This is a genomic window from Streptomyces sp. NPDC127595 (genome assembly GCF_042671685.1).
Taxonomy (GTDB): domain Bacteria; phylum Actinomycetota; class Actinomycetes; order Streptomycetales; family Streptomycetaceae; genus Streptomyces.
In genome coordinates this window covers 44,012-63,330 of record NZ_JBHXWK010000014.1, presented here as the reverse complement: position 1 = coordinate 63,330, position 19,319 = coordinate 44,012, and the positions used below count along the sequence as shown (strand labels likewise).

Here is a 19,319-nt window from a genome sequence, read left to right as displayed (position 1 = left end):
AGTGAGTAAAGAGTCATGGCGCTCATCGCCCTCGCCGCCGACAAGGGTTCCCCCGGCGTCACCACCGCCGCGGTAGCCCTGTCGGCCGTCTGGCCCCGCCGGGTCCTGCTCGCGGAGACGGACCCCGCCGGCGGTGACCTCGTGTACCGCAGTGCCGCCGCGCACGGTGGTCCGCTCAACCCCAACACCGGCATGCTGTCGATAGCGGCAACGGCCCGCCGCGGCCTCGTACCGGATCAACTCTGGGACCACGTGCAGCCGTTGAGCGGCGGGCTCGAAGTCCTCGTCGGGCTCGGTGTCGCTGAGCAGGCCACCGGGCTCGCCGGGTTGTGGCCCACCCTCGGCCGCGCCTTCGCGCAGCTCGCCGACTCCCCGCACGCGCCAGCCGACGTCATCGCCGACTGCGGCCGGATCAGCGGAGACACCCCGGCCGTCGAACTCTTCCCGCACGCCGCCCTCGTACTGCTGCTGTCGCGCACGGAGCCGGAGGCGATCGCCCGTGTCCGGGACCGGGCCGCCGCCCTCTCCGCCAAGCTGCACGGCGGCGGTCGCGGCGCGGCCACCCTCGCCAACCCTCTGATCGGCGTGATCCTGATCGCCGATCCGAGCGACTCCGCCAAGCTCGTCCACCAGGTCAACGACATGCTCGTAGCGGCGCAGACCGGTGCTCGGGTTGTCGGCACGCTCGCCGACGACCCCTCCGGCGCCGACCAGTTGGCCGGGCGCAAGCGCGGGCGGCTCGACAAGTCGCTGCTCATCCGCTCCGCCCGCAAGGTCACCTCGGACCTGTACCAGCAGTACGGCGCCGCCTGGGCCGTACCCGCGCACGGCCAGGTTCCCGGACCCCACGGACAGCCCGCCGCCGGGGCCGGCCGATGACCGCGGTCGACCACCAGCTGGTCAAGCGGTTCCGGCAGGACGCCGGTGACCGTATCTCCGAGCAGCGCCGCGAGGATCAGGTCCGCGGCGTCACACCGATGTCCAACGAGGACGAACGGCACTACGCGCGCGCCGTCATCGCCCAGATACTTGAGGACTACGCCCGTACCGAGATCAACCTCGGGCGGACCCCTCTCGACGCCGAGACCGAGGAGCAGTACGCGGCCGCCGTGCACGCCGCGCTCTTCGGCGTCGGCCGGCTCCAGCCGCTGCTCGACAACCCCGAGGTCGAGAACATCGACATCAACGGGTACGACCAGGTCTTCGTCGGATACGCGGACGGCCGGGAGGAGAAGGCGGATCCCGTCGCCGAGAGCGACGAGGAACTGATCGAACTCATCCAGATCCTCGGCGCCTACTCCGGGCTCTCCTCCCGCCCCTTCGACTCCGCAAACCCCCAGCTCGACCTGCGACTTCCGGACGGATCGCGACTGTCCGCCGTCATGGACGTGACGCGCCGGCCCGCCCTCTCCATTCGTCGCGCGCGCATGGGCAAGGTCTTCGTGTCCGACCTGGTCGGCAACGGGACGATCGCACCGGAGGTCGCGCACTTCCTCGCGTGCGCCGTCCGCGCGCGCAAGAACATCATGATCGCGGGCGCCACGAACGCCGGAAAGACGACGCTGCTGCGCGCCCTCGCCAACGAGATCCCGCCGCACGAGCGCCTCATCACCGTCGAACGCGCCCTGGAACTCGGCCTCGACACCTTCGCCGACCTCCACCCGAACGTCGTGGCCTTCGAGGAGCGCCTCCCCAACTCCGAGGGCCAAGGCACCATCTCCATGGCCGAGTTGGTACGACGGTCGCTCCGTATGAACCCCTCCCGCGTCATCGTCGGTGAGGTACTCGGCGACGAGATCGTCACGATGCTCAACGCGATGTCGCAGGGCAACGACGGTTCGCTGTCCACGATCCACGCGAACAGCTCCAGCGAGGTCTTCAACCGCATCTCCACGTACGCCCTCCAGGCCAAGGAAGGGCTGCCGATCGAGGCCAGCCAGATGCTCATCGCGGGCGCGGTGAACTTCGTCGTCTTCATCCAGCGGCGCAACGACTACGAGACGGGCGGCCGCCTCCAGCGCATGGTCACCTCCGTCCGCGAGGTCAACGGCGTCGACGGACGCGTCCTGTCCAGCGAGGTGTTCGCCGAGGCCCCGGACGGCCGGATCGTCCCGCACGCGCCCATATCGTGCCTCGACGACCTCGTCGCGCAGGGCTATCGGCTGCCGGGCAGCGGGAGTTGGGGATGACCATGACCCAGGACACGCACAGCACTTCCCTTGCGGCGCTCGACTCGCTCGGGTCCATGGGCGGGCTGTTCTCCACCTCCGTCCTGTACGCGCTCACGTGCGGGGTCGCCGTCGGCGGCGGACTCGCGCTGCTCGCCGTCGCCGTACGCGGACTGCCCGTCAAGCCCGAACACGAGAAGCAGAAGGCGAGCGAGCGGGCCAGCGAGCTGATCCGGTTCGCGGGGCAGCGCGGTTCGATCGCCGCCATCGCCGGGCTCGTCGTCCTCCTGCTCACCCGCTGGGCTGTCGCCGGAATCGCGACCGCGATCCTCGTCTTCTACTGGGACAAGCTGTTCGGCGGCGCCTCGGAGGAGAAGGCCGCCATGCGCCGCGTGGAGGCACTCGCCTCCTGGACCGAGTCGCTGCGCGACACCATCGCGGGCGCGGTCGGCCTGGAGCAGGCGATCCCCGCCTCCGCGCGCGCCGCCGCTCCCGTACTGCGCCCGCACCTCGACGCACTGGTGGACCGGCTGCGCTCGCGCACGCCGCTCCCCGAGGGCCTGCAGCACCTCGCCGACGAGATCAACGACGCGTCCGCCGACATCATCGTCGCGGCGCTCATCCTCAACGCGCGGCTGCGCGGACCGGGACTTCGCCAAGTCCTGGGCGCGCTCGCCAAGTCGGCGCGCGAGGAGGTCGACATGCGGCAGCGGGTGATGGCCCAGCGGTCCTCGACCCGACGCTCGGTACAGATCGTCGTCGCGGTCTCCATCGCCTTCGTCCTCGGCCTGTCCATCTTCAACCGCGACTTCGTCGAGCCGTACGGCACCGCGGTCGGGCAGGTCGTACTGGCCTGCGTCTGCGGCCTGTTCGCGCTCGGCTTCTGGTGGCTGCGCAAGTTGTCGACCATCGAGACGCCGGAACGCTTCCTGGTGCGGGACGAGTCGTCGGTGCGGTTCGTACGTCCTCGCACGCCGGTTTCTGGGGATGAGGCGGTACGCCGATGAACCTGACCATGCCGATCGTGATCGGTGCCGTCCTGGGCCTGGGCTTCTTCGCCCTCGTACGCGCCCTCATGCCGTCCAAGCGCAGCGCGGTCGCGCAGGTCGCGCGGATCGACGCGATGCGGGCGAGGGGCGCGGCGTACGAGTCCGCGCACCACGGCGCCGCAGGGAAGGACGCCGGACGGCTGGGCGACGCACGGGCCCGCGTGGGTGTCCGCGTCTCCGAGTTCTATATGCAGCAGGGCTGGGAGCTGCGGTCCCTCCGCGCCGACCTGGCCGTCCTGGACCGGAGTTGGGAGAATTTCCTCGCGACGAAGGTCCTGTTGGCCGCCGGTGGTGTCTTCTTCGGCCCGCTCCTGTTCGCGGTGGTCTGGACGATCGGCTTCAGCCGCAGTCCGATCATCCCGGTCTGGCTGGCTCTGCTCTTCGCGGTCGTCTTCTTCTTCCTCCCGGATCTGGAGGTACGCCGGGACGCGGCCGACAAGCGGCGTGACCTGCGGCGCGTGATCGGCGCGTATCTGGACCTGGTGTCGATGAGCCTGGCCGGCGGCCGGGGTCTCCCCGAGGCGCTGATGGCGGCCGCCGAGATCTCCGACGGCTGGGCGACGCAGCGCATCCGCAGCGCGCTGGCCGACGCCCGGATCACCGGCGTCAGCCAGTGGCAGGCGCTCGGCTCGCTCGGTGAGGAACTGGGCATCGAGGAGCTGAAGGATCTGTCCGCCTCGCTGGCCCTGGTCGCGGACGACGGCGCGAAGGTACGGGACTCGCTCGCCTCGCGCGCCGAGACGATGCGGCACCGTGAACTCTCCGAGATCGAGGGCAGCGCGGGCGAGAAGTCGCAGTCCATGCTCGTGGCCCAACTGCTGCTGTGCGCCGGCTTCCTGGTCTTCCTGATCTTCCCGGCCGCGATGCGCGTGTTCCAGGTCTGACGTCCATTCCCAACCCGTTACCCGATACCCGTTTGAACTAGAGAGGACAACTCACCATGAACGGACGGAACTTCAACACCGGGATCCCGGGGGTGGACTTCCTGATCACCTTCCTCCAGGGCCGGGTGCAGCGCGCCCGCTCCGGCGAACTCGACCGGGGTGCGTCCGCGGTGGAGTGGGTCATCATCTCCGCCGTGGTCGTGGCGATCGTCGGCGTGGTCGCCGCGATCATCAACACCGCACTGAGCGACGGCGCCAACAAGGTCGGGGACTGCATCGCGGGCGCCAACCAGAGCGGTACCTGCTGATTGATTCAGCGGAATCACCCGTCAACTCCCCTTCAACACCTACCTACTCCGGAAGAACGAGAACCGCTCGTGCGCGTACGTCGCTGGGTCCGCCGTCGGGTGGAGGCCGCCAAAGGTGCCGCCTCCACCCGCGGTGACTCCGGCATGACCGCGATCGAGTTCGTCTTCCTCACGCCGGTGCTCTTCTTCATGATCTTCGCGACGGTGCAGTTCGCGCTGTACTTCTTCGCGGACCACGTGGCCCAGGCGGCGGCCCAGGCGGGCGCGCGCAAGGCCCGCGCCACGGCCGACGAAAACCGCGGTGGTTGGCGGGGCGAGGCCCGTGACGTGGTCGACAGCTACATCCAGCAGCTCGGCCCGCAGCTCGTGCTGTCCCCTGACGTGACGATGCTCCAGCCGGAGCAGAACACGGTGGGGGTGGAGATCACGGCGAAGGTGCCAACGGTGTTCCCCGGCTTCGACCTGACCGTGCATGCGCAGTCCTCGGGGCCGGTGGAGAGATTCGTACCGGAGGATGGGAACTGATGGGCTTCCCCACCAGGATCCGCTGGGTCCACGCGCGGTGTGCCGCCGGACGGGACCGGGGGCTGTCCACGATCGAGGTGGTGATCCTCGCCCCGGTGATGATCCTCTTCATCCTCGTATTGGTGGCCTTCGGCCAACTGGTCGACGGGCGCGGAGCGTTGGACGGCGCGGCACGGGACGCCGCGCGTGCGGGATCGATCCAGAAGGACCACGCCACCGCCATGGCCGAAGCGCAGAAGGCCGCGGAGGCGGATCTCGCGGACGTCTGCACGGGTCCGGTGACCGTGAACCAGACCAGCGCGGGCTTCGAACCCGACACCATCTTCACCGTCGAGGTGAGCTGTGAGGTGCGAGGCCTTGCGATGCTCGGCCTCGACGTACCCACGACGCTGACGTCCACCTTCAGCTCGCCGCTCGACCCCTTCCGGAGGACGGCGTGAACTTCCCTCCGGTGGTACGGAACTGGCTCGACGCTCGGCGAGCGGTGCTGGACGACCGCGGCTCGGGCGCCGGCGCGGTCATCATCTTCGCGCTCGTCTTCCTCTCCCTCTCGGCCTTCGTCATCGACGGCGGCATGTCCATCTCCAAGCGCGAGCGTGCCGCCGACATAGCCGAACAGGCCGCGCGCTACGCCGCCCAGGACATCGACAAGGAAGCCCTGTACGACAACGCGGGCGGCCCCGCACCCATCAACTTCGCGAACTGCGGTGCCCGAGTACAGGCCTTCGCCCGCGAAATGGGGATGTCCGGAGCGGACATAGCGGCAACCCACTGCGTCGCGGCCAACGCCGACCAGGTGGAGGTCGAGGTCCAGCTCACCTACTCCCCGGTCTTCGTCGGGATGTTCTACGGCGGCGACGTGAGCGTCCGTGGGCGGGCGGTCGCGGAGAACGAGGTTGGTTAGGGCGGCCCCAGGTCGGTGCCCGAGGGCAGGAAGGGCAAGGACGGGGATCTCGGATGGCTGACCACTTGAAGGTCGACGGCACCGAACTGGACAAGTTCTACAGAGACTTGACGAAGGCGAAGGACTCTTTCCTCGCTCTCCACAAGGCCCTGAAGGACTCCGGCGTCGCCGGCCTCGGCACGGACGATCTGGACAAGGCGTGCGACCAGTTCCAGGAGGACTGGCACTACGGCGCCAAGGAGATCGCCGACCAGATCGAGGACCTCACGGACATCACGAAGAAGGCCAAGGACGACTTCCACGAGGTGGACGTGGCCTTGGAGAAGGCCCTGGAGAAGGCGGCGCAGAAGGGACGGCAGCAGTGACCGTTCCCACCGTGGACGCCGACCGGCCTCAGGGCCTGAAAGCCGACCCCGGCGTCACGAACCCCTACACCCACCTCGGTTTCAATCCCGCGCCGGGCGCCGCGGAACTCGTACGGGCCCTCCACCACAAGCTGACCAGCTGTGTGAAGGAGATGGAGAAGGCCCACTCCAAGGTGACGAAGCTGATGGACGGCAGCTACTGGGAGGGCGACGCCGCGGTCGCCTTCCGAGAGCAACTCGACGGCGGCCCGCTACCGCTCAACCTTCAGAACGGCGCCCACTCCGTCGGCAAGGCCGCCAAGCAACTGGACCTGTGGGCCGGGGAACTTGAGGAATTCCAGCGCCGCGCGAAGAAACTCGACGGCGAGGCGGAGGACGCGCGCACCGCACTGGAGCGCGCCCAGGGCCACGCGGAGAAGGCGGAGAACGATCCGGCTCTGGAGAAGGACAAGGGGCGGGCGTACGACGACGCGCACTCGGCCCTGACCACGGCGAACGGCGCGGTGACCACAGCCCAGGAGGACCTGGACGACGTACTCCGCCGTGCCCGCTCCCTCGCGACCGAGCACGAGACCACCGCGCGCAAGCGAGCCCGTCTCATCGGGGACGCCACGCACAAGCTTGCTCCCCATGAACCAGGCGCCTGGGACAAGTTCACGGACTGGCTCGGCGAGAACCTGCCTGACATCCTCAGCGCATGCGCGGCCGTACTCGGCGTGATCGCACTCCTGGGACTCACGGTGATCGCACCCTGGATGCTCTTCCTCGCAGCGGGACTGCTGAGCGGAGCGGCGTTCGCGCTGCGGGTCAGCGATCCCGAGGTGATGGCGTCATTGCAGGACGGCCTCATGAACGGCGAGCTGGATGCCGACTTCTGGGGTAACGCGTTGGGGGTCGCGGGGGATTTTCTGGGGATGGTGCCTGGGTTGGGGGCGGCGACCAAGGGCCTCATGAAGGCGCCGGAAGCGCTGGTCGCGGCGTCCAGAACGGCGGGCGAGGTCGGCGAGATGCTGACGCTCGGCCAGAAGATCGCCCAGGTCGGGACCTCGGTCAGGACGATCGGGACCTCGATCAAGACGGAGGCCGCCGCTGCCGAAGGCGCCGCGAGCATCCTGGCCCACCCCAGAGTGTTCGGCGGACGACTGGCCCCGGTCCTGGAGAGCATCGACAAACCCGCGACTCTCCTGGGAGCCGGAACGGCCGTCTACGGTGTGGCCGGAAGCCTTGTGGAGAGTCTGGACAACGACACGGCCAGCGTGGTCACCAGTGTCCTGGACGGCCCCAGAACCCTGGGAGTCGACCTTCCGGCGACTGCGGGAGCTCTGCACTTCCTGCTGGTCGGCGCGAGGGGAGCGTCATGAGCAACGCGCCCTATCTGATTGACGAGTCCGCGCGGAGTCAGGAGGCGGACATCTGGTTCGCACTGCCCGCGGGGTTCGTCGCGCTCCCGCTCCTGGAGTTGACGGAAGCGGGGAACAGTCCGGAGGAAGCAAGCCCGGGGGATCCCCTGAGTTCGCTGCTGGAGGCGTTTCCCGATCCCTCGTCCCGGCAGCAGTTCCTGACCGAGATCGCTCCGGTCCGGCGTATGGCCCAGGTGCTCCTGGAGGCCGGAACCAGCCACTGCTCGCTGGGACTGCACACAGATGATGAGGGCGACGGCGGCCTGCTGCTGTCCCTGTTCACCCTCTCCTGGCGGACCACCGACTGGATGCCACGCAAAGTCCTCGCGCTCCGCGCCGCTGCGGACACGGAGGATGCCGAGCACATCGAGACCCTCGATCTCCCCTGTGGTCCCGCATCGCTCGTACAGACGCGCCTGGCCGGACCACCGGAGGCGGGTACGGCCGCCGGGAGACAACTGCTCCAGGTCACCGGATACGTTCCTTGCCTTGACGGCGAGCGGATCGCGATCCTGAAGCTGGCCACGACGGCGGTCGAGCGCAGCCCGGACTACCGCACCCTGCTGCGGGACATCACCAGCACGGTCAGCTTCGACAACCCGCTCTCTGACGTACCCGATGAGGAATGAAATGCTCCCCACGCAGACCCCCACAGCATGGGACGACCCGCCCACGCGCCGTGCCTGGACGAAGCTCATCACTTGCGCGATCGCGGGCCAGGTCATCTGGCCGGTCGTGTGGGTGGGCCTCCTGGCGGCGTACGTGAGCATGTCGATCACTTGGACGCTGTGGCTCTTCTTCATCCCGATGCTCTACTCGTTCTACCGGACCTTTCTCCAGCCCGCCTATATCACCTGGGCCCTCCGCACCCGGCGCCTCCTGAGGGAATACGCCTGGCAGGTGTTCGAGGCCCCGGAGAGCGGTATCGGCGCGATTTCCGACACGACCGCGGGTGACGTCTGGCTGAGTTTTCCTCACCCCGAGCGATCGGATGAGATGGTGCCGGTCGTCCTGCGTGTGCACATTCGGTCCGCATGGTGGAGGCGACGCCTCGGGCGCGGTTTCAGCACAGAGAAGACCGCGCAGGCCAAGACGGTCTGGTTCGCCGGCGACCCCCGCTTCGCCGCCGTCATCGCGGTGCCGGGCCCCCGGCGCCTCTACGTGATTCACCAGCGCCCGAGCTACGGCAAAAGCATGTCGGCCGAAGCCCACGGAGCCGGCCCGCAGGCCCTCGACCGCGCCCGTCGCGCAGGGGTCCACGTTCCCGATCCGCACCCGGCGGCCTCAGGAACTCCGGGGATGTGAAGTGTTCCGGACGGCTTACGCGCCGCCGCCCTTGTCTCCCCCCTCGCCCCCTTGCTTCACGCCCTCCGAGACGTCCTTGGCCAGTTGGTCGTCGAGTTTCTTGAACTCGCGGACGACGGCGTCGGACATGTCTGCGAGGGCGTCGAGCGCCTGGGTGATGTCCTCGCGGCCGTCCTCCCAGCCGGACTCGAAGTCGTCCAGGGCGTCGTAGACGGTGTTGTCGCCGAGGTCTTCCTTGTAGGCCTCGAAGAGCTTCTTGGTGCGGTTCATCCGGGTCTTGATGGAGCGCAGCCTGCTGCCGTAGTCCTCCAGCTCACTCAGCGGGAGCGCGAGGTCACTCTTGCCGTCACCCATGTCGGGTCCCCCAAGGTCGGAACGTGTCGGTCGGCGCCGTACGAGGGTACGGGGTGTCGCCCTGACGAGTCCGGCTGTGTCACGCGAAGAACTTACGGATCTCTTGAGGCGGGTGGCCCTGCCTCCTCCACTGTGTCAGCAGATGGGCGGCCATCAGCGGGAACCCGTTGATCACGCCCGGATCCTCGATGGGGTTGCCGCTGGAGTCCGATGGGCGAACCGAGCTGGCTTCCTCGTCGAGGATGAGGAACACCTCATGCGTGCCGTCGACCTCGCCTCTGTAGAGGAAGGGGAAGACGAGGTGCCCTGAATCAGGGTCAATCGGAAGGAGTACGTCACACGTGTTTCCCCTGTGAACGCCGAACCGGGCTTCGTCGAGGGGCTGTTACGCCCAAGGCGTGGGGACCGTGCCGGTGCGTATGGCCTGGAGGAGGTGGGCCAGGGGGGTGGGGGTGGTGGTCAGGTGAGTGGTGGGGGTGTCGCTTTCGCGGAGGTGGATCGAGGCGGGGCCGGTGGCGAGTTCGAGGCAGGAGTTGCCGTCGCCGCCACCGGAGAAGGACGACTTCTGCCAGTTGTGCGGATTCGTCATGGTGCGCCTCACAGTTCTTTCGTCAGCCTGTGGATGAAGTCACGCGACCGTGCGGGTTCGAGTGACACACCCTCCACTCTACGGAAGAGCGTTCGAAAGCTGCTGAGTTGAGCCTCGGAATCGACGAAGGCCGAGCCGTGCGGTGCATCCCGTACGACGGTGTCCAGCTTGGGGACGGCGCCGCCCGCATACACCATCGCGCTTCCGGCATCGATGAATCGGTCCAGGTCGAAGGGGATGACCCGTACGGTCACGTGGTCCGCTTCCGAGAGTTCGAGGACCCGGTCGAGCTGCGCACGGGATGCGGCGCGGTCGCCGACCCTGATGCGCAGCGCCGCTTCGTGCACCACTGCCTTGTAGGGAATGGGTTGGGCGCCGTCGATGATGGTGCGCCGTCTCATCCGGTGCTCGATGCGCAAGGCGAGCTCACTTTGGGGGAGTTCGGGCACCCTGTGTGAGAAGACCCCGAGGGCGTACTCCTCCGTCTGGAAGAGGCCCGGGATATGAAGGAAATCCACATCCCACCGAAAAGTGGCATGGTGCTCCAGCTCGGACAGGTCCAGGAAAGGCGTGGGCAGCAGGCCCCGGTACTCTTCCCACCAGCCCCGCGTGCGGTCCGTTGCCCAGGCCACCAGCGCGTCGATCAACTCATCGTCGGTGCAGGAGTAGTGCGAGGCGAGGCGGCGTACGCGTTCCTCGCTCACGCCTGCGACGCCAGCCTCGATCTGGCTCATCTGGGCGGAATTCGCTCCCAGCAGGGCCGCCGCCTCGGTGGCCTTCAGGCCCGCGGCGTCCCGCATTTTGCGCAGCTCGGCGCCAAGGCGCAGCTGTCGAGCGGTGGGGTGTCGCCTTGTTGCCATGTGCCCAGCTTCCTGGTCCAACCCCCCTGCCGGGGAGCCCCGTTCGGGTGTCAGGCTATGCGAACGGCTTGCGTGGTCGCAAGTTTAAGGCATACCGTCAGTGACGCGACGCACACGTAGCGGGACCTTGGGACCCCGGAAGTGCACCACCCCGTCATGCCGTGACGGCCGTGAAACTGCCACCGCCCGCGCCCCGCCGCACACCCTCAACTCCGCACACCGCAACGGGAGTTCACCCATGCCGAAAAACGAGAACGAACCCTGGGAGTACGTACTCCACATCCCCCACGACGCCCGTGCGGTCACCGTGTGTCGCCGTACCGTCCGGCTGGTCCTCACGATGCACGGCCTGATCCGCCTCGCGGACGTCGCCGAGTTGCTGGCGGCGGAGCTGGTCTCCAATGCCGTACGGCATACGAAGGGCCCTGCGGCCCTGCGCCTGCACCATCGCAACGGAGTGCTCCGCATCGGTGCGTGGGACGCCAGTCCGGTGCCGCCCCCGTACGATCTGGCGGTCGCCCACGACGGGGAAGCAGGCCGCGGCCTCGCGCTCGTCCGCGCCTGCGCCGATGACTGGGGCTGGCATCCGCTGCGGCAGGGCGGCGACACCGGCAAGTACGTGTGGTGTGACCTGGTTGCCGCGTAGTGCGCGGTTCGCGCTCAGCGGTTGACCGCCTGGATCTCCAGGACGTTCATGTCCTGGGTCGTCTCGAAGGTGCCGTCGGGGAGGTCGCCGCCGGTGCCGCCCGCTCCCTCCCAGGTGATCTGCCAGGTGACGGAAGCCTTCAGTTCGTAAGGGGTGCCGTCGGTGGCGCGGAGGTAAGTGAGGCCGCAGGGCGGGGTCTTGTCGGCGTCGCCCTTCGTGTATGGGGTGCCGATGGAGCCGTCGTCGTTGATCTTGCACTCGCCAGAGGCGGGGTAGGTCGTCGCGTCGCCGGTGCCCGGCTCCAGGTGGAGGGCGATCGGCTTGGCCGTCGTCTCCGCCCACAGGCCGGTGTTCGGCAACTCGGCGCGGACCTTGACCTCCTGGAACGTGCCCTTGTCGAGCCAGACCCAGGTGGGCAGGTTCACCGTCGACTTGGTCTCGGGCTTCAGTTCGATCTCGGTGTCGGGGACCTTGACCTTGTTGTACGCGTACTCGGCGAGGGTCTTGGCCGTGGGGGCATGGGGGACGGCCGGGATTTGGCCGGCGTCCTGCCAGAACATGATGAGGCCGCAGTCCCAGGACTTGGGGTCGCTGTCGTCGGGGGCGACGCTCCGCCAGAAGTAGCCGTCCTTGCCGATGTTGTAGTTGTCGTAGCCCGGAGCGGACGTCATCCTGTCGTCCATGTTCGGCTCGGGTTTGCTGTCCTGGTAGTGGTCGGTCCACAGCTCCTTGCCGAACCAGGACTGGTGGATTCCGACGTCTCCGCTACCGTCCGTCTCGTCCACGAACCTCTTGAGCCCGTCGGGGGTGAAGACAGGCTCGTACCAGCACGCCGGGGGTTCCCAATTCGGGTCGACCGTCCCGAGGTTGCCCGTCTTGCCGCCGTCGCCGCCCTTCACGTACGTGATCTTGATCTGGGAGTGCTTGGCGGAGGCGTACAGGTTCTGGTCTTCCGAGCCGCCGCTCGGCTGGCCTTCGTGCCCGGGCTTGCCCAGGGCGAGAGTCGGGGACGGAGCCAGAGCGGTGACGAGTATCAGAGGGGCGACCATGGCTCCCAGGATCTTGCGGGTCGTGGCCATCGTCAGCACCCTCCCGGTTCCGTCTCGACCGTCAAGGTCTTCCAGACCCCGTCCGACTGCTTCCCGAGGCTCGTCCGGTACTGGACCTTCGGGGACTCACCCTCCGGGGTGCCGGCGGTCTCGCCGGTCTTGAGGTCCTTGCTGTAACCCTTGCTCTCGTCAACGCAGTAGAAGAGCGTGGCGCTCGTCTTCGCGTCCCCGAGGTAGGTGATCTCGGGGTCGTAGACCTTGACCTCACCGGTGATCGTCAAGCCCTTGTAGCCCTTGACCCATGCGGAACCGGTACTCATGGCCGCTGTTCCGCTGTAGTACGAGAGATAGTCGGCCTCCGGATCGCCGTCGATGATCGCGGCGTACGAGGCCCGGAGCCGCTCCTTGCCGTCGTTGAGGGCGGTCTGGAGCGCGGGGTCGCTGTTCGTCCAGCCTTCGAAGTCCGCCTGGAAGGTCTCGGGGAGTTTGATGTCCGGGCGGTGCGCGTCCGACGCGGCCGAGTCGGAGGCCGAGGGTGATGGGCTGTTCGTCCCCGTGTCCGCGCCCTTGATGTCGTCCGAGGGCGAGTCGTCGCTTCCGCCGCAGGCGGTGAGCAATAGGGACAGGGCGGTGCTCGCGGTGAACGCGATGGCGGCGGTGGTCATGGTGCGACGGGCCACGGGCCTGCTCCCCCAGTGATTCGGCTGTGTGCGACAGACGCGGTGTGCGACAGAGAACGAAGCTATCAAGGGTGAGTAGAGGGGATCAGGGCGGTGGTGGGGGATTGTGTGAGGGCCGTGAGAAGTGTGGCGTGACGGTTGCGAACTAAACGGAATGTGTCGGCCACCGCGTCGAAGATGTCATGAACCCTTGATCGGGGACTGGTCCGACGCGGAGGTCTCCTTGCCGTGTGCTTCGCCCCTGGTGTCAGATCCTCCGAACGCATTGGCAGGAGCGGAGCCCGGGAGCGTCGCGGCCATCGACATCGCGATCACCGCGAGCGCCTTGCATCACGGCTTCACGTCGAGCACCCGCCCCTCTTTGCGGCGACGGAGTCGTTCTGCCACACGCCCTGATCGCTCCTTCGCAGCGTGACCGAGTAAGCGACCTCAGGGTCCGTGCCCGCGGGGTTTCCCACTTCCTTGCCGGTCTCGCGGTTCTTCGTGTACGCCTTACTCTCGTCCGTGCAGTAGCTGAGGGCCGCCGTCTCCCCGCCGCTGGCCAGGGTGACCTTAGGGTCGAAGGCGGGCAGCTCGCCGACGACAGTGACGTTCTTGTCTGTGTAGGACCTGATCCACTTCTTGCTCTGCGAGAGACCGTTCGTCGTGTCGTAGAACGCCAGGGCTTCACCGCCGTCGGGCTCGTTGGCGATGATCGCCGCGTACCCCGCCCGGAGTTCCTCCTTGGCGTCGTCGAGGACGACCTGCTCGTCCGCGTCGCTGCTGGTCCAGTTCTCGAAGGTCAGCTTGAAGTCGCTCGGCAGGGTGATCTCGGGGCGTTCGACGTCGGATGCCGCTGACGCCGAGGCGGCGGTCGAGGGCGACGGGCTGTTCGTCCCCGTGGCGGCCCCCTTGATGTCGTCCGAGGGCGAGTCGTCGCTTCCGCCGCAGGCGGTGAGCAATAGGGACAGGGCCGTGCTTGCGGTGAACGCGATGGCGGCGGTGGTCAAGGTACGACGGGCCACGGGCCTGCTCTCCCAGTGATGCGGCTGTGTGCGACAGAACGATCGTGATCAGTGTGGCAATGGTGAAAGACGGCCATCCGTGAAGGCTCTCTTCATCACTGGCAGGCGCCCCTCTCCGACCGGGTCGACACGTTCTGCCAGATGCCCTGCGCGTTCTTGGCGAGGGAGACCACGTAGAAGATCTCCGGGTCTGTACCCGCGGGATTGCCCTCGACCTTGCCGGTCCCGCGGTCCCTTGAATACGCCTTGCTCTCGTCGGTGCAGTAATTGAGCGACGCGCTCGTCTTGTTCGATCCCAAGGTGACCTCGGGATCGAAGGCGGGCAGGTCACCGAAGACCGTGAGGTCCTTGTCCGAGTAAGTCTTGATCCACTGCCGGTCCTGGGCAAGGCTGGATTCGGTGTCGTAGAAGGCCAGAGCCGGACCGCCGTCGGGCTGCTTCGCGATGATGGCCGCGTACCCTGCGCGGAGTTGTTCCTTGGCGTCGTCGAGAACCGCCTGCTCGACCGCGTGGCTGCTGCTCCAGTCCTCAAACGTCAGCTTGAAGTCGCTCGGCAGAGTGATATCGGGGCGCTTGACGGCAGATGCGGCCGAAGCGGACGCCGAAGCCGACGGGCTGTTCGTACCCGTGTCCGCCCCCTTGATGTCGTCCGAGGGCGAGTCGTCGCTTCCGCCGCAGGCGGTGAGCAACAGGGACAGGGCGGTGCTCGCGGTGAACGCGATGGCGGCGGTGGTCATGGTGCGACGGGCCACGGGCCTGCTCCCCCAGTGATTCGGCTGTGTGCGACAGAGATGTGCGACAGAGATGTGCGACAGAGATGTGCGACAGAGAACGAAGCTATCAAGGGTGAGTAGATGGGGATCAGGGCGGTCGTGGGGGATTGTGTGAGGGCCGTGAGAAGTGTGGCGTGACGGTTGCGAATGGTGTGCAGGGTGGGTGGTGGGACGGGCGCGAATCGGTGGGCAAGTCGGGCTTAGTGGGCGGAAGGTGAGGAATCGGGCCGGGTGGTGGTCCCCGCCCCCTGGTTGGGTTTCCGCGCCGTACATAAGATCTCAGTAGGCTCAGTACGCCCCCCTCATCCCACCCCCTCCGCACACGACCCCAGGACACCCGCCATGGCCCGACGCACCACTTCTTCAAGCTCCACGGGAAGCCCGCCGGGTCCGAGGAATCGGACGCCGCAGCCCCTGCCCCGGCGTCGCCGGACGTTCGGGGACATCGTGAAGGCGTTCGGGGCGTTCCTCGCTCTGGTCGTGCTGCTGGTCGGGGTGCCCGGCGCGCTGGCGACGCAGATCGGGTGGCCGCTGCCGAGCGGGGCGCCGTCGCTGGACTGGCTGCAGCAGGAGATCACCGTCAGCACGTTCATCAACGTGCTGACCGTCCTCGTCTGGTTCGCATGGGCCCAGTTCACCGCCTGCGTGCTCGTCGAGGTGAAGGCCGCGCTGTCGGGCGTGGGGATGCCGAACCGCGTACCGGGCGCCGGGCCCAGCCAGTTGCTCGCGCGCCAGCTCGTCGCCGCGCTGCTGCTGGTGGGCGCCACCGCGGCCAGCTTCACGCCGGGGCTCTCGCAGTTCGGGCAGGGCATGGAGGGGAACCAGCGGGGGAGCGTCGCCGTCGCTCAGCAGACGCCGGGCGGGCTGTTCGGGCAGCAGCAGGAACAGGCCGCCTCGAACGCGGCCGCCGCCATCGCCGAGCAGGCCGCCAACGCCGCGTCGCACGCGGAGAGTTCGAGCAGTACGGCGACGGGGGGCGACACCAAGTACTACCGGATCCAGCCGCCCGAGGGCCGTCACCACGACTCGATGTGGGAGGTCGCCGAGCGGCACCTGGGCGACGGTCGCCGGTACAAGGAGATCTACGAGCTCAACAAGGACCGCACGCAGCCCGATGGTTCCAAGCTGTCGGAGGCGAGTCTCATCCGGCCCGGCTGGATCCTGGAGATGCCCGCCGACGCCCGCGGCGGCGACCTCGTCGAGATGCCCGACGAGGCGCCCAAGGCCTCGGAGCCGGCCCAGCGGCAGATCCAGGACTACGCCAAGACAGGGGCGGGGGAGCAGCGGCCGGCCACCGGTGGTCAGCAACAGGGCGCGGGCTCCGGTGATCGCGACACCGCGCACATCCACGTGCCCCAGCAGCGGCCCGACAGCGAGCAGCAGCAGGCGCAACCCGCGCAGGCGGCTTCCGCCGACGACAGCGGCTTCTCCTTCGGGCTGCCCGAGGCCCTCGTCGGTGCGCCGCTGCTCGCCGCCGGGCTGCTCGGCGCGCTCGGGCGCCGGCGCCGCCAGGCGCTCTGGCAGTCCGCGCTCGGCGCCGTCGGCGGGCGGCGCGGGATGGAGCCGCCGACCCCGACAGGCTCCGCCGCGGACGCGCAGGACGCGCTGCTCGTGGGCGCCGACCCCGAAGGCGTACGCCTGCTCGATCTGTCGTTGCGCGGGCTCGCCGCGGCGCTCGCCGCCGAGTCGCGGGCGCTGCCGACCGTCTACGCGGCCTGGCTCAGCGGCAACGGCGATCTGCACCTCCAGCTCGCCCAGCCGGCCGGGAAGCCGCCCGCGCCGTGGCAGCTCGGGCAGGACCAGACGTTCTGGATGCTCGCGCGGACGGACGCGGAGCGGTACGAGGATGTCGACACCGCCGCTCCGTACCCCGGGCTCGTCAGCCTCGGGACCATGGACGACTCGCGACTGCTCCTCAACCTCGAGTCGGTCCCCGGGATCGTCTCCCTCAGCGGCAGCGCGAGCGACCGCGCCGGTGTCTTCGCCTCCGTGGCCGCCGAGTTGGCCACCAACGGCTGGTCCGACCGCATGACGATCACGCTCGTCGGTTTCGGGCAGGACCTCACTCCGCTCGCGCCCAACCGGCTGCGCCACCTCGACGACATCGAGGCGCTGCTTGAGACCATGGAGGCGGAGACCCGGCAGCGGCGCGGCGCACTGGGCGCCGCCGGTCACGACTCGGTCCTCACCGGGCGTACGGGCCCTGCCCAGCACACCCGTTGGGCCCCGCACCTGGTGCTGCTCGCGGCCGAACCGCAGGGCGAGGACGCGGTCAGGCTCGCCGAACTCGCCGCCGATGCCAGCCGGTTGGGCATCGGATACCTCGTCGGCACCGAGAGCGGCGATCTGCCGGGCGCCGCCTGGGAGATGGAGATCACCGCCGGGGGCAAGCTGCTCGCCCCGCTGCTCGGGCTCGAACTCGACGCGCAGTCACTGCCGTTGGCCTTGCAGCAGGCGGTCGTCGAGCTGTTCGTCGAGGCGGACCCGGAGCGGGAGAGCACCAACGCCGCCACGCCGCCGTTCCTCGTCGACATCAGCGAGCAGGGGCGGCCGGCCGTGTACGCACGGCTCGTGGGCCCGTACGAGATCATCGGTCTGGAGACACCCGACGGTGAGCGCAGCCCGCTGATGCACGAGGCGCTCGCGCTGCTGCTGCTGCACCGCGAGGGGGTGCACCCGCGGGTGCTGTCCTCCGCGCTGTGGCCGCGCGGGGTCACCGACGACGTACGCGACGCGCTCGTCGAGCGGCTGCGGAGCTGGCTGGGCACCGACCCGGACGGCACGCCGCGGCTCGGCACCGACGCGAGCGGGCGCCTCACGCTCGCCAAATCGGTCGTCTCCGATCTGGACGTGCTGCGCTCGCTCTACCACGAGGCGACCCAGGGGCAGGGCGTCAACAGCCGTGCGGTGCGCGGGCGGTTGCTCACGGACGCGCTCGTACTCGTACGCGGCCCGCTGCTCGCCGACCGCCCGCAGGGCCGGTACGGCTGGCTCACCCACGAGATCATCGACGCCCAACTCCCGCTGCTCGTCGCGGACATCGGGCTCGCGCTCGCCGAGTTCCACCTGGAGAAGGGGCGCGCCGAGAAGGCCATCGAGGCCCTCAACGCCTCCCTGAACTCGGCTCCTTCGGACGAACGCCTCTGGAACGAACTGCTGCGCGCGACCCATGCGACGGGTGACAGCGACCGCCTCAAGCGCCTCGCCGCCGACCTCGTCTCCCGCAGCGGCGCCCGCGGGGTGCCGCCGCGTACGGAGGCGCTCCTCGACGAGCTGCTGCCGATGTGGCGCAGTGGCGTGGCAGCCGTGGGATGAGTGAACTGGCGCTGATCGCCGTCGCCGTGGTGTGGGGTGCGGCGGCGGGGCTGCTGTTGCCCCGCGTCGCGTACCGGCTCGCGGTCGAACCCGACGAGTCGTGGCGCGACCGCTGCCCGGCCGGGCACCCCATCACGGGCCCCGCGAAGGGCTGGCTCGGCTTCGCGAGGTGCGGTGCCTGTACGGCGGGGGAGGCGCCCGGCAGCACCGGCGCCGGCCCCGCGGGGGAGGCGCCCGGAGACACGGGACTTGCAGACTCCGAAGGCGGGCCGGCGTACGGACCCACGAGCGTGCCGCCGTACGGACCCACGAGCGTGCCGCCGTACGGACCCGCTCGCCGTCCGTCGTACGGCCCCAGCACCCCCCTCGTCTCCCTGGTCACCGCCCTCCTCTGCGCGGCGCTCGCGCTCGCCACCGGCACCCGCCCCGAACTCGGCGTCTGGCTGCTGCTCGCGCCGCTCGGCGTGCTGCTCGCGGTGGTGGACTTCAAGGTGCAGCGGCTGCCCGACGCCCTGACCCTGCCGCTCGCGGCGGCGGCCCTGGCGCTGCTGGCGGTCGCCGCGGCCGTTCCCGAGCACGCGGGGGACTGGCTGACCGCGCTGTTCGGGGCGCTCGCGCTCGGCGGCGCGTACTTCGTGCTCTTCCTCATCAACCCGAACGGCATGGGGTTCGGCGATGTGAAGCTCGCGCTCGGACTCGGCGCGGTGCTCGGCTGGTACGGGTGGAGCACGGTGTTCCTGGGGACCTTCGCCGGGTTCCTGCTCGGCGCGCTGTACGGAGCCGGGCTGGTGATCGCCCGGCGCGCGGGGCGCAAGACGTCGATCCCGTTCGGACCGTTCCTGATCGCGGGGGCGTACGCCGGGCTTCTGATCGGGGCGTACGCGGCCTGACGTCGGAGGCCTGCTCGGGGCGTACGCGGCCTGAGGTCGGGGGCTTGCTGGGCGTACGCGGCCTGAGGTCGTGGTCCTGATCGGGGCGTACGCGGCCTGACGTCGGAGGCTTGCTCGGGGCGTACGCGGCCTGAGGTCGGGGGCTTGCTCGGGGGCGTACGCGGCCTGACGTCGGGGGCTTGCTCGGGGGTGTAGGCGGCCTGACGTCGGGCCTGTCACATGGCTGGCGTAGGCTGGCCGGGTCCGTCCAC

At 69.0% G+C, this 19,319-nt stretch carries 23 protein-coding genes; 15 read left to right on the top strand and 8 right to left on the bottom strand.

Annotated features, from left to right (window positions below; all coding sequences use genetic code 11):
- The first annotated feature begins 15 nt into the window (after window positions 1-15).
- From ACFVKT_RS34205 to ACFVKT_RS34150, 12 genes are all read left to right on the top strand, one after another.
- Window positions 16-879, top strand: a complete 864-nt coding sequence (locus ACFVKT_RS34205; RefSeq protein WP_385738845.1) for a hypothetical protein — start codon at window positions 16-18, stop codon at window positions 877-879.
- On the top strand, window positions 876-2,189 hold the full coding sequence (locus ACFVKT_RS34200; protein ID WP_385738843.1) for a CpaF family protein: 1,314 nt from the start codon (window positions 876-878) through the stop codon (window positions 2,187-2,189). Before ACFVKT_RS34205 ends, ACFVKT_RS34200 begins: the two co-directional genes overlap by 4 nt.
- 2 nt (window positions 2,190-2,191) lie before the next feature.
- The gene (locus ACFVKT_RS34195) at window positions 2,192-3,175 is read left to right on the top strand and encodes a type II secretion system F family protein (protein WP_385739178.1); all 984 of its coding nucleotides are present in this window, start codon (window positions 2,192-2,194) and stop codon (window positions 3,173-3,175) included.
- Entirely contained in the window at window positions 3,172-4,101 is a 930-nt protein-coding gene (locus ACFVKT_RS34190) for a type II secretion system F family protein (protein WP_385738841.1), read from the top strand. The genes ACFVKT_RS34195 and ACFVKT_RS34190 overlap by 4 nt, the downstream gene beginning before the upstream one ends.
- Window positions 4,102-4,157: 56 nt before the next feature.
- Entirely contained in the window at window positions 4,158-4,409 is a 252-nt protein-coding gene (locus ACFVKT_RS34185) for a hypothetical protein (protein WP_365439153.1), read from the top strand.
- Window positions 4,410-4,478: 69 nt separating this feature from the next.
- Window positions 4,479-4,934, top strand: coding sequence for a TadE family protein (locus ACFVKT_RS34180; protein WP_385738839.1), 456 nt, complete (start codon window positions 4,479-4,481; stop codon window positions 4,932-4,934).
- Window positions 4,934-5,374 (top strand): TadE/TadG family type IV pilus assembly protein, encoded by a 441-nt coding sequence (locus ACFVKT_RS34175; RefSeq protein ID WP_385738837.1) that lies wholly within the window; start codon window positions 4,934-4,936, stop codon window positions 5,372-5,374. Before ACFVKT_RS34180 ends, ACFVKT_RS34175 begins: the two co-directional genes overlap by 1 nt.
- Window positions 5,371-5,838 carry a pilus assembly protein TadG-related protein gene (locus ACFVKT_RS34170; protein ID WP_385738835.1) on the top strand — a complete coding sequence of 156 codons (468 nt, stop codon included), beginning with the start codon at window positions 5,371-5,373 and terminating at the stop codon, window positions 5,836-5,838. The genes ACFVKT_RS34175 and ACFVKT_RS34170 overlap by 4 nt, the downstream gene beginning before the upstream one ends.
- A 53-nt stretch (window positions 5,839-5,891) precedes the next feature.
- Complete coding sequence (locus ACFVKT_RS34165) at window positions 5,892-6,203, top strand: hypothetical protein (protein WP_385738833.1); 312 nt, start codon at window positions 5,892-5,894, stop codon at window positions 6,201-6,203.
- Window positions 6,200-7,564, top strand: coding sequence for a putative T7SS-secreted protein (locus ACFVKT_RS34160; protein ID WP_385738831.1), 1,365 nt, complete (start codon window positions 6,200-6,202; stop codon window positions 7,562-7,564). The genes ACFVKT_RS34165 and ACFVKT_RS34160 overlap by 4 nt, the downstream gene beginning before the upstream one ends.
- Window positions 7,561-8,232 (top strand): hypothetical protein, encoded by a 672-nt coding sequence (locus tag ACFVKT_RS34155; RefSeq protein ID WP_385738829.1) that lies wholly within the window; start codon window positions 7,561-7,563, stop codon window positions 8,230-8,232. Before ACFVKT_RS34160 ends, ACFVKT_RS34155 begins: the two co-directional genes overlap by 4 nt.
- A gap of 1 nt (window position 8,233) precedes the next feature.
- Complete coding sequence (locus tag ACFVKT_RS34150) at window positions 8,234-8,908, top strand: hypothetical protein (RefSeq protein ID WP_385738828.1); 675 nt, start codon at window positions 8,234-8,236, stop codon at window positions 8,906-8,908.
- Window positions 8,909-8,923: 15 nt separating this feature from the next.
- Here the strand turns inward: ACFVKT_RS34150 and ACFVKT_RS34145 are convergent, their stop codons facing one another.
- The 4 genes from ACFVKT_RS34145 to ACFVKT_RS34130 all read right to left on the bottom strand — a co-directional run bounded on the left by ACFVKT_RS34145 (window position 8,924) and on the right by ACFVKT_RS34130 (window position 10,711).
- Window positions 8,924-9,262: a hypothetical protein gene (locus ACFVKT_RS34145; RefSeq protein WP_385738826.1), complete on the bottom strand. Its 339-nt coding sequence runs from the start codon at window positions 9,260-9,262 to the stop codon at window positions 8,924-8,926.
- A gap of 79 nt (window positions 9,263-9,341) precedes the next feature.
- Window positions 9,342-9,515, bottom strand: coding sequence for a hypothetical protein (locus ACFVKT_RS34140; protein WP_385738824.1), 174 nt, complete (start codon window positions 9,513-9,515; stop codon window positions 9,342-9,344).
- Between the two features lie 132 nt (window positions 9,516-9,647).
- The gene (locus tag ACFVKT_RS34135; protein WP_385738822.1) at window positions 9,648-9,851 is read right to left on the bottom strand and encodes a DUF397 domain-containing protein; all 204 of its coding nucleotides are present in this window, start codon (window positions 9,849-9,851) and stop codon (window positions 9,648-9,650) included.
- Between the two features lie 8 nt (window positions 9,852-9,859).
- A complete protein-coding gene (locus tag ACFVKT_RS34130; RefSeq protein ID WP_385738820.1) occupies window positions 9,860-10,711 on the bottom strand; it encodes a helix-turn-helix domain-containing protein in 852 nt (283 codons plus the stop codon).
- Window positions 10,712-10,949: 238 nt separating this feature from the next.
- Here ACFVKT_RS34130 and ACFVKT_RS34125 point away from each other — a divergent pair, with 238 nt between their 5' ends.
- A complete protein-coding gene (locus tag ACFVKT_RS34125; protein WP_385738818.1) occupies window positions 10,950-11,357 on the top strand; it encodes an ATP-binding protein in 408 nt (135 codons plus the stop codon).
- A 14-nt stretch (window positions 11,358-11,371) separates the two neighbouring features.
- Here the strand turns inward: ACFVKT_RS34125 and ACFVKT_RS34120 are convergent, their stop codons facing one another.
- The 4 genes from ACFVKT_RS34120 to ACFVKT_RS34105 all read right to left on the bottom strand — a co-directional run bounded on the left by ACFVKT_RS34120 (window position 11,372) and on the right by ACFVKT_RS34105 (window position 14,842).
- Window positions 11,372-12,436, bottom strand: coding sequence for a hypothetical protein (locus tag ACFVKT_RS34120; RefSeq protein ID WP_385738816.1), 1,065 nt, complete (start codon window positions 12,434-12,436; stop codon window positions 11,372-11,374).
- A 2-nt stretch (window positions 12,437-12,438) separates the two neighbouring features.
- Window positions 12,439-13,086, bottom strand: a complete 648-nt coding sequence (locus tag ACFVKT_RS34115; protein ID WP_385738814.1) for a hypothetical protein — start codon at window positions 13,084-13,086, stop codon at window positions 12,439-12,441.
- 338 nt (window positions 13,087-13,424) lie between these two features.
- On the bottom strand, window positions 13,425-14,090 hold the full coding sequence (locus ACFVKT_RS34110) for a hypothetical protein (protein ID WP_385738813.1): 666 nt from the start codon (window positions 14,088-14,090) through the stop codon (window positions 13,425-13,427).
- A 95-nt stretch (window positions 14,091-14,185) separates the two neighbouring features.
- Window positions 14,186-14,842, bottom strand: coding sequence for a hypothetical protein (locus tag ACFVKT_RS34105; RefSeq protein WP_385738811.1), 657 nt, complete (start codon window positions 14,840-14,842; stop codon window positions 14,186-14,188).
- Window positions 14,843-15,205: 363 nt separating this feature from the next.
- Here ACFVKT_RS34105 and ACFVKT_RS34100 point away from each other — a divergent pair, with 363 nt between their 5' ends.
- Together ACFVKT_RS34100 and ACFVKT_RS34095 are read left to right on the top strand one after the other, a co-directional pair.
- On the top strand, window positions 15,206-18,178 hold the full coding sequence (locus tag ACFVKT_RS34100; protein WP_385738809.1) for a BTAD domain-containing putative transcriptional regulator: 2,973 nt from the start codon (window positions 15,206-15,208) through the stop codon (window positions 18,176-18,178).
- On the top strand, window positions 18,175-19,068 hold the full coding sequence (locus tag ACFVKT_RS34095) for a prepilin peptidase (RefSeq protein WP_385738807.1): 894 nt from the start codon (window positions 18,175-18,177) through the stop codon (window positions 19,066-19,068). Before ACFVKT_RS34100 ends, ACFVKT_RS34095 begins: the two co-directional genes overlap by 4 nt.
- Window positions 19,069-19,319: the final 251 nt, after the last annotated feature.